The organism is Brenneria sp. hezel4-2-4 (assembly GCF_013155275.1).
In the GTDB taxonomy this organism is placed as follows: Bacteria; Pseudomonadota; Gammaproteobacteria; order Enterobacterales; family Enterobacteriaceae; genus Brenneria.
In genome coordinates this window covers 114,410-126,461 of sequence record NZ_JABJXS010000006.1, presented here as the reverse complement: position 1 = coordinate 126,461, position 12,052 = coordinate 114,410, and the positions used below count along the sequence as shown (strand labels likewise).

The window sequence follows — 12,052 nt, the reverse complement described above, 5'->3', positions numbered from 1 at the left end:
TGCATTCCGTACGCTAGGTCAGAACGCGCGCTGGTAAGGCAAAATACCTGAACGCAGCATTTTTTCGGAGCCCAGACTGTAATTATTGCTTAAACCACGTAATTCAATATTAAACGACACTTTATTGTCATATACGCTGCTGCCGTTTTCCCAATCGGTGATCTTACGTTCATAACCGATGCTGGCGGCCCAGCAGCAGGTGTTGTATTGCACGCCAATCAACTGGCTGGCGGGCTGATTGGCTTTGGTGTCATAGTAGTAGGCGCCGACGACGGCCCAACGATCAACAATCGGCCAGCTTGCCGTGATGCCGACCTGTGAAATACCCTGTTGGAAGCCGGGATTCTGCACGTTCGGCAACATGGCCTGAATATATTCCGGGCTGGCAAAACGGTAGTTCAATTGTACCAGACGTTCGGCGTCTTTGCGGTATTCCAGCACCGCATCGCCCAGCGCAACTTCGTTGAGACGGGCATCGTACTGCAATCCTCCGCGCACGCCCCAGTTGTCGTCGACCTTCAAGTAGGTGTCGCCGGCCCATACCATGCTGCCGTTATCATCGCTTTGATCGAGCAACATATTGCTATCGCCGGTGCGCGGACGATCAAAGTAATAGATTTGACCTACAGAGGCATTAAAACGTTCAACCAGCGCGTCATCATAAATACGCGACGTTACCCCTGTCGCCAGTTGGTTGGCGGAAGCAATGCGATCCAGCCCGCCATAGCTGCGGTCGCGGAATAGCCCGGAGTAGTCGGCCTGCAACAGCGTTGAATCGTAAGTATGGATGCTGCTTTGGTTGCGATAAGGCACATACAGGTACTGCGCGCGCGGCTCCAGCGTTTGGGTATACCCTTGCGACCAGTCCATCTCGCGCTCGAACACCATTTTTCCGTCGATCTTGTATTGCGGCATGACCCGGTTTACCGAGTCTTTCAGATTATTCTTCGAGCTGTCGCTGACCGTCGGGTCTGCGCGGTAGCGATCGAGATTTCCCTGTTGATAATGCGTCGCCAGCAGCTTGGCTTCGCTGTTCAGGCTGCCCCAGCGGTTGGACAGCGGCAGACTCAATGCCGGTTCGATATGCAGACGCGTGGCTTCCGGCCGATTTTCGTTAACGTTGGTGAATTTTACCGCCTGACCATAAAGATGCATATCCAGCGGGCCGATATCGTTCTGATAATAGTTGATATCGAGCTGAGGTTCCGCACGGTAGACATCCCGGCTGTTGGCGGTGGAGAATACCTGGAATTGTTTGGTGGACAGCGTGGTATTCCAGTTTTGGTTTGCATAACCCACGCTGAATTTTTGGGTGACGTAACCATCGGTGGTTGAACCGTATTCCGAGTCCAAATCGGTGAAATAGCGTGAATCACTGACTTTGGTGTAGTCGGCGTTGAAGCGCCAGACTTGATCCATCACGCCGCTGTGTCCCCAGTAGAATAACCACCGGGTATTGTTATCATCCTGCGGTACGTCTTTGGCGTATTGGCTGTCGCTGGGGAGCCAGTCGAGCTGGATCGTGCCGGTGCCGGGCGTGGTCAGATAACGGAATTCGTTTTGCCACTGCACGCCGCGTTGGGTTTGCAAATGCGGCGTGATGGTGGCGTCAAAATTCGGCGCGATATTCCAGTAGTATGGCGTGAGTAACTCAAAACCGTTGCTGCTGCTGTATTTGGCATTGGGGATCAGGAAGCCTGAACGTCGCTTGTCGCCAATGGGCAATTGCAGGTAAGGGCTGTAGAAAACGGGGACGTTGCCGATCTTGAAACGTGCGTTCCAGATTTCAGCGACCTGCTCTTCGCGGTCTTGAATGACTTCCGAACCGACGACGCTCCAGCTATTATCTCCCGGCAGGCAGGAGGTAAAGGTGCCGTTTTCCAAAATGGTGTAGCGATTACCGTCGCGCATTTTCATTTTGTCGGCTGCGCCGCGCCCCTGGCGACCAACCATCTGATAGTCGCCTTGATACACGTCGGTATCTTTGGTGTTGAGGTTCGACCAGGCTTTCGGGCCTTTCAGAATGACCTGATTATCATCGTAATGCACATTGCCTGTGGCGGTAATCGTTCGTGTGGGCGCGCCCTGAGTGGCGGATTCAATCTGGTTAAGCTCCACCTGCTCGGCGGTCAGCACGCTATTGCCTTGCTCGATATTAACGTTGCCGGTGAATCGGGCGCTGTCAGGATAGCTGGCTTCGCTCTTGTCGGCCTGAATATGTACCGGCAATTGATCGGGATCGCCTGTCACCAGCGGCCTGTTGTACGTAGGTACACCCAGCATGCACTGTTCGGCGAGATCGGCCAGCGATTGCTGACTGTATAGCGCCGACCAAATCAGGGTGGCCAGCAGGGTTGGGAAACTTTTTTTCATACGCGGTATCAGGTGTTCCGTCATCAGAGGCATCATGCCGACAAACGGTCAGAGACTATATCACTCGTCAGCGTTGCGCCAGTGTTTAATCCCCGCTGTTTTTATACGCGCTGCCGTTAGGTGCAAAGATAAATGACGGGTATGATAAAGCAATTTTTAGCCGACGGCATGAGGATTTGAGGAGTATATGCGGTATTGGGGAAAGTTGCTGGGGCTTGTGCTGGGAATTATGTCCAGCGGCGGCATCTGGGGAATGATCATGGGACTGCTGATGGGGCACTTGATTGACAGGGCCAGAGCATCGCGTCGCCGCAGCTTTTTTTCAGCCCAATCCACCCGCCAGTCGCTGTTTTTCCTGACCACCTTTCAGGCGATGGGGCACCTGACCAAATCCAAAGGGCGGGTAACGGAAGCGGATATCCAGATTGCGACCAGAATGATGGATCGCCTTGAACTGTTTGGCGAGGCGCGAACGGCGGCGCAACAGGCGTTTCGTGAAGGCAAAGCCAGCCATTTCCCCTTGCGTATCAAATTGCGAAAACTGCGCGACGCCTGCTTCGGACGTTTTGATTTAATTAAGATGTTTCTGGAAATTCAACTTCAGGTGGCGTTTGTTGATGGCGTGCTGCATCCGAACGAAAGGCGGTTGCTTTATGTTATCGCCGACGAACTGGGCGTAACCCGCGAGCAGTTCGAGTTTTTTCTGCGCAATATAGAAAATACCTCTTATCAGTCGGGGCACGGTGGATCCAAACAGGGCGGGAAGTCCTATCAGCGCCGCGGTCAGTCGTCCAACGGCCATTCTTACGGCGGTCAACGGCAGTCTGCGCCGCCGCGCGGGCCGACGCTGGAAAGCGCCCGCCGTACGCTGGGAGTGCGTCACAACGACGATGCGGCGACGATTAAGCGCGCCTACCGCAAGCTAATGAGCGAGCATCATCCGGATAAGCTGGTGGCGAAAGGGTTATCGCCCAGAATGATGGAAATGGCTAAGCGAAAAGCGCAGGATATTCAGGCCGCCTATGAATTGCTGAAAAGCGCCAATCAATTGAAATAACCGTATCTATCTGCTCCTTTCCGCTTTTTTCCCGTTTTTGCCCCCGCGTATCATTCCTTTTTCTGCCCGTCATGCCGACTTGATTAAAAACGCGTTTAAAAGTCCGCCTCACAGCGGAAGTGCATCGGCGTTTTGAAGGCGGGATGCAGAATGCACAGTTCCTGTGCGTGGAGCAGCAGACGGGGCGCCAGCGCTTTGGCGTCGGGAGGCGCGTAAAAACCGTCGCCCAGAATCGGGTGTCCCAGCGCCAGCAGATGAACGCGCAACTGATGAGAGCGCCCGGTGATAGGCATCAGCTTAACGCGGGTGGTGCCGTCGCGATCGCGGGACAAGACCCGGTATTCGGTCTGCGCGGCTTTCCCCTGCTCAAAACAGACTTTCTGTTTGGGACGGTTCGGCCAGTCGCAAATCAGCGGCAGGTCAATCAATCCCTCATCATGTTCCATTAATCCCCAGACGCGGGCGATGTAGGATTTTTTGGGTTCGCGTTCGCGAAATTGACGCTTTAACTCCCGCTCGGCGGCTTTGGTCAACGCCACAACGATCACCCCGCTGGTGGCCATATCTAAACGATGGACGGACTCGGCGGCGGGATAATCGGCCTGAATACGACGCATCACGCTATCTTTGTGCTCCGGGGCGCGGCCGGGAACGGAAAGTAAGCCGCTGGGCTTATTCACCACGATGATGTGTTGATCCTGATACAGGATGTGCAGCCAGGGATCGGTTGGGGGGTTGTAGGGTTCCATCGATAGTGCCTTTCTTCAGATTGCTGATAAACCCTTTCCCGGCCGGCGATATCGGCTTTCGCCTTTGTCAGAGGCGGCGCGCGATATTCGCTTTTCTCCCCGTAAGGGGGAGGCCGGGGCGGGGTTAATACATACGCTTACTGATGCGTCACCACCACCAGACGAATGGCGTCCAGACGCCAGTTTGCCTGATGAAGATTACTCAGCACCTGCTCACGCTGATTTTCCAACGCGCTTAATTCATCTTCACGGATGTTGGGGTTCACCGCTTTGAGCGCTTCCAGACGTTCCAGTTCACGGCGCAACTGCTGGTCGGCCTGCTGCTGCGCGTCGGTAATCAACTGGCGGGCCTGCTCGGCGACCAGCGGTTCGGCCTGTTGCAGCATAGCATGCACATCGGCCTGCACCGCATTCACCAGCTTGCTCGACGTATGGCGGTTGACGGCGCTGAGCTGGCGGTTGAAGCTTTCAAACTCCACCTGCGCGGCCAGATTGGTTCCTTTGCGATCCATCAGCAGACGAACCGGCGTCGGCGGCAGGAAGCGCGTTAGCTGCAAGTGTTTCGGCGCCTGGGCTTCCACCACATAAATGAGTTCCGCCAGCAGCGTACCGACCGGCAAGGCTTTGTTTTTCAACAGCGACACGGCGCAACTGCCGGTATCGCCGGACAAAATCAAGTCCAGCCCGTTGCGGATGAGCGGATGTTCCCAACTGATAAACTGCGCGTCTTCACGGGATAAGGCCTGCTCACGATCGAAAGTGATGGTGCAGCCGTCCTGCGGTAAGCCGGGAAAGTCGGGCACCAGCATATGGTCGGACGGCGTCAGAATAATCAGATTGTCGCTGCGATCTTCCTGATTGATGCCCACGATATCAAACAGATTCAGCGCAAAGGTGACCAGATTAATGTCGTTATCCTGCTCGGCGATCCCCTGCGCCAGAATTTGCGCCTGTTCACCGCCGTTTGAATGCATTTCCAGCAGACGATCGCGGCCTTGCTCAAGCTGCTGTTTCAACTGTTCATGCTGCTGTCGGCAGATATGGATAAATTCATCCAGACCCTGCTGTTCGCCCGGGATGGTCAGGCGTTCGATCAACTGCGCGTAGTGGGCGTCATAAATGGCGCGGCCCGTCGGGCAGGTATGCTCAAACGCGTCCAGCCCTTCGTGATACCAGCGCACCAGCAATGCCTGGGCGGTATTTTCCAGATACGGGATCAGAATCTGGATTTGCTGTGTCTGACCGATACGATCCAATCGTCCGATACGCTGTTCCAGCAGGTCGGGGTTGAACGGCAGATCAAACATGATCAGATGGCTGGCAAACTGAAAGTTGCGGCCTTCGGAACCGATCTCCGAGCAAATCAGCACCTGCGCCCCTTCTTCTTCCGACGCGAAATAGGCGGCGGCCCGGTCGCGCTCAAGAATGGATAGCCCTTCGTGAAAAACGGCGGCGCGAATCGCTTCACGGGTGCGTAGCACCTGTTCCAGTTGCAGGGCGGTGGCGGCCTGAGCGCAGATCACCAGTACTTTTTTGTCGCGGTTGGCGGTCAGATAGTCGAGCAACCACTCGACGCGGGGATCAAAATTCCACCAGGTGGCGTCGTTCCCTTCCAACTGTTGATAAATCTGCTCCGGGTACAGCATCGCGCGTGCCCGGGCTTCCGGCGTTTTGTTGGCGCCCATAATACCGGATACCTTGATCGCCGTCTGGTACTGGGCCGGCAACGGTAGACGGATTTGATGCAGAATACGCTGTGGAAAACCTTTCACGCCCTGACGGGTATTACGGAACAGCACACGGCTGGTGCCGTGGCGATCCATCAGCATGGTGATCAGTTCCTGACGCGCCCGCAGGTTGTCTTCGCTGTCGCTGTTGATCGCTTTGAGCAGCGGTTCGATATCCTGTTCGCCCAGAAGCTCGCTTAGCGCGTTCAACTCCGGCGTTCTGGCCTTTTCTCCCGCCAGCAACAGCGTTACCGCATCGGCAACCGGACGGTATTGCCGCTGTTCGGCGACGAATTCGTGATAGTCATGGAAGCGATTGGGATCGAGCAGACGCAGGCGGGCAAAGTGACTCTGCTGACCCAACTGTTCCGGTGTGGCGGTCAGCAGCAGCACGGCTGGAATATTTCCGGCCAGTTGTTCAATCGCCTGATATTCGGGACTGGCTTGTTCTTCGCTCCAGGCCAGATGATGGGCTTCATCCACCACCAGTAAGCCCCAGTCGGCATTGACCAACTGCTCGAAACGTTGCGCATTGCGCCGTACGAAGTCCAGTGAGCAGATGACCAGTTGTTCGGTTTCAAAGGGATTGCTGCTGTCCAGTTTCGCTTCGGCGTAGCGTTCATCGTCAAACAGCGAGAACAGCAGGTTGAAACGGCGCAGCATTTCCACCAGCCATTGGTGCTGCAAGGTTTCCGGCACAATGATCAGCACGCGTTCGGCGCGGCCGGCCAGCAGTTGCTGGTGGATAATCATGCCGGCTTCGATGGTTTTGCCCAGCCCGACCTCGTCCGCCAGCAGTACGCGCGGCGCGTGGCGTTGTCCGACCTCGTAGGCAATGTGCAACTGGTGCGGGATCAGGCTGGCGCGCATGCCGCGCAGTCCGCCCCACTGTTGCAGCGCCTGTTCATTTTGGTGCTTGCGCGCGCGGTAACGCAGCGCAAAGCGATCCATACGATCGATCTGCCCGGCAAACAGGCGATCCTGCGGTTTGTTGAAAGTCAGCTTGCTGTCCAGCAGGATTTCACGCATTTCAGCCGCAGAGTCATCATCCAGACGCTGGCCGCTATAGATCAGCAGACCCTTCTCATCGCGTACGCTGTCCACCTTAAGCTGCCAGCCTTCATGGCTGGTGACGGTATCACCGGGGTTAAACATCACCCGGGTGATGGGCGCATCGCTGCGGGAATAGAGTCGGTTTTCACCGCTGGCAGGGAAAAGCAGGGTTATCATGCGGGTATCGACTGCAACCACAGTACCCAATCCAAGTTCGCTTTCCGTGTCGCTGATCCAGCGCTGACCAAGTGTAAAAGGCATAAATTCTTAGCTCGATTTTTGTCTGTGTCGGGATAGTGTCAGGTTATGCTTTGCTATTGGCGCGGTATGTCCGGCGCCAATAAGATAATGGTGTTGTTGATGTCAATTGAGAAAGGGCGTTATGGTAATGGAAGGCGGCGCGTTCGTCACCTGCTCAAAAGCCGTGAATCGATACCGAGGGTTAAAATAATCCCATCTGTCCGGTAATCAGTGTAGCAAAATCATCGTGAAGAAAAGGAAGAATGGCATCCGCGACAGGTTGTAGCTGACGTTCGACGTAGTGCTGATAATCCAGCGGCGAGCGCCGGGTTTCCAGCGGTTCCGGCCCGTTGGTGGTGATGACGTAGCTAATCCAGCCGCCATTCTGATATTGCAGCGGCCGCCCCTGTTGGCGGTTGTAGTCATCGGCGATCCTGGCTGCTCGTGCATGGGGCGGTACGTTGCGCTGATAGTCGTCGAGCCGGCGGCGCAGCCGCTTGCGGTAAATCAGCAGCGCATCAAATTCGCCGTTCAAGGTTTTACCGACATACTCCCGCAGCCACTCCTGATAAGGTTTTTGCTGAAAAATCAGCAGGTAAAGCTGCTGCTGAAATTGTTGCGCCAGCGGCGTCCAGTCCGTTCTAACGGTTTCCAGCCCTTTAAACACCATTTTCTCGCCCTGTGGCGTGGCGATCATCCCGGCGTAGCGTTTTTTGCTGCCTTGTTCAGCGCCCCGGATGGTGGGCATCAAAAAGCGGCGGAAGTGGGTTTCAAATTCCAGTTCCAGCGCGCTGGTCAGTCCGTGCGTTTGCCGTAAATGCGTTTGCCACCACTGATTAACCTGCCGTACCAGCTTTTTACCGATGACGGCGGCTTCCTGCTCCGTGTGCGGACGTGTCAGCCACACGAAGGTGGAGTCGGTGTCGCCATAGATTACCTGATACCCTTGCGCTTCAATCAGTTCACGCGTTTTGAGCATAATTTCATGGCCGCGCAGGGTGATGGAAGAGGCCAGTCGGGGATCGAAAAACCGGCACCCGCTGGCGCCCAGCACGCCATAAAAGGCATTCATGATGATCTTCAGCGCCTGCGACAGCGGTTTGTTGTCGGTGCGTTTGGCGGCCTCGCGCCCCTGCCAGATGTGTTCGACAATGGCCGGCAGGCAATGCCGATCGCGGGAAAACCACGCCTCGCGAAAACCCGGGACGGAATGCTGTTCATCGGGATGTAGCATCCCGACGGCCAGACCAACGGGATCGATAAGAAAAGTGCGGATGATGGCGGGATACAGACTTTTGTAATCCAGCACCAATACCGAATCGTACAGACCGGGGCGGGAATCCATCACAAATCCTCCCGGGCTGGCTTCCGGCGCGACTTCGCCCAGATTCGGCGCCACAAAGCCCATCCGGTGCATGCGGGGCAGATAGAGATGGGTAAAGGCGGCGACGGAACCTCCGCTGCGATCGGCGGCCAGACCGGTGACGCTGGCGCGTTCCAGTAAAAAAGGCAGTAATTCCGTTTTGGCGAAGATGCGTGTCACCAGCTCGCAGTCTTGCAGGTTGTAGCGAGCGAGGGCCGGTTTATCTTCGGCGAAGCGGCGGTCGATTTCATCCATCCGTTGGTAGGGGGTATCGATGGCTTTACCTTCGCCCAGCAACGCCTGCGCGACGAATTCCAGACTGAAGGAAGCGAAATTCCAGGTGGCGGATTTCAGCGCTTCAATACCATCAATAATCAACCGGCCGGCGGCGCTGGCGAAAAAATGCCCTTGTTTGAAGCCGTGTTCACGCCACTCGAGTTCGTTGCCGTCACGGCCCAGCAGCAGCGGGATACGGTAGCGCTCGGCATGTTTTTGCAACACCCTCAGGTCGAATTGCACCAGATTCCAGCCGATAATGGCGTCAGGATCGTGCCGTTTCATCCAGTGATTCAGTTTTTCCAGCAGTTGCGGACGACTGGCGACATACTCCAGGGTGAAATTATCCGTATCGACGGCATGACCGTTATCCGGGCCGAGCATATAAACCTGACGCTGCCCGCAGCCTTCCAGACCAATACAGTACAGCTCACCGTGTCGATTGGTTTCGATATCCAGTGAAACCAGTTTCAGGTTGGGACGATAGTCGGGATTGGGTTTCATGCGTACCTGAGTCAACAGGCCGGATGAGGCCGGTTCGCCGCTTAACCAGACGGGGGCGGTAATAAAGCGCTCCATCAAGAAACGGTCGGGCGGGCGGATATCCGCTTCATAGACCTGAACTCCGCCTTCACGCAGGATTTTTTCCAGCTTCAGAAGCTGGCGATATTTAGGGCAGTAGAGTCCCAGCAACGGCTGGTGATGGAAGTTTTGCAGCGCCAGCGGCCGTAGCCGCCACTGGTTTTCCTGACTTAATAATACGCTGGCCTGAGCCTGTTGCGCTTCAGGGATAAACGCCACGGCCTGTTGCGCGGGCAGGCGCGCCTGTAGCGGGCCGTCATCGGTAGCCAGCCAAAATTCCACCTGCATACCCGCCGGGGTGTCATGCCAGTGGCGGGTAAGGAGAAAGCCCTGACGCGTCTCGGTCACTCAGACTGCCTTTTCGTTGGTTATCACCGGAGAAAGATGATTAAGTATGGTTATTTATACAGTTGATGTCCAGTCGTTTGCATACCTCTCCCGGTGGCCGGATTAAAGAGAATTGCGGGTTGATTAAAACAAACTATCCCACGGATTCAGGCGGCGTCAGCGGCGGAGATCACCCGATTGCGGCCTTGCTGTTTGGCTTTATACAACGCTTTGTCCGCCATTTTAAAGGCGCGTTTTATGGTGATTTCCTGCGTGTCCGGCAGCCACATTGAGACGCCCAACGAAATAGTGATCTTGCCGACGGTCGGGATCGTGGCCTGCTGTGTGGTGTTGCGCAGGCGCTCGGCAATATCCACTGCGGTCTTCATATTGGTTTCCGGCAATAAAATCAGAAACTCTTCCCCGCCGCTGCGACATAAAATATCGGTATCACGGGAGCTGGAGCGAATGAGTTGCGCAAGATATTTAATCACGCTATCGCCGGCATCATGACCGTAGGTGTCGTTGACGCGTTTGAAATGGTCGATATCCAGCGCGACGATGGCGAAACTTTTCTGGCCGATCAGCCAGTATCTCAGGATGCTCTCCAATCCCCGGCGATTGAACAGCCCAGTCATGGGATCGGTTTGCGCTTCATAGCGAAGCTTGCCGATTTTTTTCTGTAGCAGCTCGATGCCGATCAACATCGCCTGCTTGAGTTGCGTGGCCTCAAAATACCAGGAGTGGATTTTCCTGATGTCGTCGGACACATTGAGTGAGTCCATTTTATTGGCGCTGCGGGCCAGCAGCCACAGCGGCTGGGCGATGAGCCGGGCAAGCAGCCAAACGCAGAATAGCGTCAGAATAGCTAACGGCAGAGTATGCTGTAACACATTAAGCATCAGGCTATCCAGGGGCTTTAACGTTTCGCTTATTGGACGCAGCACCAGCACTTCCCAGCGGTTGGCGGGAACCACGGCGTATCCGACAAGCGCCTTTCTTCCCTGACTATCCGTCATCTCCCGGCTGCCATTGCGCTCTGTGCGGCTATCGATTATCGGGCTATTGCGGACGACGACGCCGATCTGCGTGGGATCTTTGTGGTACAAAATTTTTCTGTAGTGGTCGGTGACATAGATATAAGAACCGTCCCGATAATAGTGACGCTCAAGCAATGCATTAAGAATACTGGGTTTTTCCAGATGAATAGAGCCGCCGATAAACCCTTTGTAGCGTCCGTCCCGGGTAAATATGGGGGCCGAGACCAGTACGATCAGGTTATCGGTTACGGAAAAGTAAGGTGAGCTAATCAACGCGCTCTTTTCCTGCAAGGCCCGTCTTACGCCGGCGGTAGTCACCTTTTTTCCCATCAATTGCAGTCGGTCGGGAAAGGTCGCCTTGACCACGCCGTGTTCGTCGACAATCGATACGGTGTTAAAACTACCGCTCTGTGACCCGATACGTCTGGCTTCCTCGTTCAGCCTGTCGCTGTCATCCATTCGATCCGCGATCGTGCTGGTGCTGTAAGATAACTGTTGCAGCGATGTTTTGAAGAAGACATCGGTGATGGCCGCCAGCTTGGTGGCGTAAACGCGATTGGCTTCCAGTGTATTGTCGATCAGCAGTTGGCGCTGCACGCGATAACTGGCATGAAGACTGTTAACTAACATAATCAGCGCGCTGGTGACGGCTAGCAGCAGGATAAGTCGCCGTAATCCGATGCGATTGGACAGTTTTAACAACATAGTGGGTTGATTGGCGCGGTGATAAAAATAGTCGGTATCATAAGTACTGGTTTATAGCCTGTAAATTCTGGTCAGTATAGTCATCCAATCCGGTGGGATTATAAATTTTTTGACAACGCCCCATGCAGTAAACCTTTTCCCCTATGTTTTAGCATAAAAAGTGGTAAATGGCATATTTAAAGGAATTATCACTATAAAATCATGCTTCCGTAACATGGAGTTGAATAAAAATAATATCTTACATTCATAAGAAGAGGGTATTGCCCACCCGCGATGAAAGATTGATTTCCTTATAAAATATCGTCATTAACCTCAACGCACTTTTTAAAAGCAACCGCGAAACAAAATGGTGCATTCCACTTCATCCCTTTTCTCTACCGTTATTTTCTTGGTGGATAGTAATGGATTTTTTCTTTTTTTATTAGAGTGTTAACAATTATTTCGTTGTTCTGGCACATTTATTGCTGATTTTAATTCCGCCAACAGAATATATCCCTGTGGCACTTTTGAGACTCTCACAGTCAGATGTACTGCTTTATTCCACAACTCGGATTTGAATC

Annotated in this window: 6 protein-coding genes; 1 reads left to right on the top strand and 5 read right to left on the bottom strand. The window is 54.4% G+C overall.

Translation table 11 applies throughout. The features are described 5' to 3' along the window. Positions 1-18 precede the first annotated feature (18 nt). Positions 19-2,409 (bottom strand): LPS assembly protein LptD, encoded by a 2,391-nt coding sequence (lptD, locus tag HOY33_RS13640; protein ID WP_172290765.1) that lies wholly within the window; start codon positions 2,407-2,409, stop codon positions 19-21. A gap of 151 nt (positions 2,410-2,560) precedes the next feature. Between lptD and djlA the strand changes: the two genes are divergently transcribed. Next, complete coding sequence (djlA, locus tag HOY33_RS13635) at positions 2,561-3,430, top strand: co-chaperone DjlA (RefSeq protein WP_172290764.1); 870 nt, start codon at positions 2,561-2,563, stop codon at positions 3,428-3,430. A 95-nt stretch (positions 3,431-3,525) separates the two neighbouring features. On the opposite strand, the gene rluA is transcribed toward djlA, so the two are convergent. The 4 genes from rluA to HOY33_RS13615 all read right to left on the bottom strand — a co-directional run bounded on the left by rluA (position 3,526) and on the right by HOY33_RS13615 (position 11,492). Continuing rightward, positions 3,526-4,179, bottom strand: a complete 654-nt coding sequence (rluA, locus tag HOY33_RS13630) for a bifunctional tRNA pseudouridine(32) synthase/23S rRNA pseudouridine(746) synthase RluA (protein WP_172290763.1) — start codon at positions 4,177-4,179, stop codon at positions 3,526-3,528. A 137-nt stretch (positions 4,180-4,316) separates the two neighbouring features. Continuing rightward, on the bottom strand, positions 4,317-7,220 hold the full coding sequence (gene rapA / locus HOY33_RS13625) for an RNA polymerase-associated protein RapA (RefSeq protein WP_172290762.1): 2,904 nt from the start codon (positions 7,218-7,220) through the stop codon (positions 4,317-4,319). 181 nt (positions 7,221-7,401) lie between these two features. Further along, entirely contained in the window at positions 7,402-9,768 is a 2,367-nt protein-coding gene (locus HOY33_RS13620; protein ID WP_172290761.1) for a DNA polymerase II, read from the bottom strand. Positions 9,769-9,914: 146 nt separating this feature from the next. Beyond that, entirely contained in the window at positions 9,915-11,492 is a 1,578-nt protein-coding gene (locus HOY33_RS13615) for a sensor domain-containing diguanylate cyclase (RefSeq protein WP_172290760.1), read from the bottom strand. Positions 11,493-12,052: the final 560 nt, after the last annotated feature.

What these genes read in the sequence shown, in the direction of transcription:
- lptD (WP_172290765.1), bottom strand. Translation starts at nt 2,409, where the DNA reads ATGATGCCTCTGATGACGGAACACCTGATACCGCGTATGAAAAAAAGT.
- djlA (WP_172290764.1), top strand. Translation starts at nt 2,561, where the DNA reads ATGCGGTATTGGGGAAAGTTGCTGGGGCTTGTGCTGGGAATTATGTCC.
- rluA (WP_172290763.1), bottom strand. Translation starts at nt 4,179, where the DNA reads ATGGAACCCTACAACCCCCCAACCGATCCCTGGCTGCACATCCTGTAT.
- rapA (WP_172290762.1), bottom strand. Translation starts at nt 7,220, where the DNA reads ATGCCTTTTACACTTGGTCAGCGCTGGATCAGCGACACGGAAAGCGAA.
- HOY33_RS13615 (WP_172290760.1), bottom strand. Translation starts at nt 11,492, where the DNA reads ATGTTGTTAAAACTGTCCAATCGCATCGGATTACGGCGACTTATCCTG.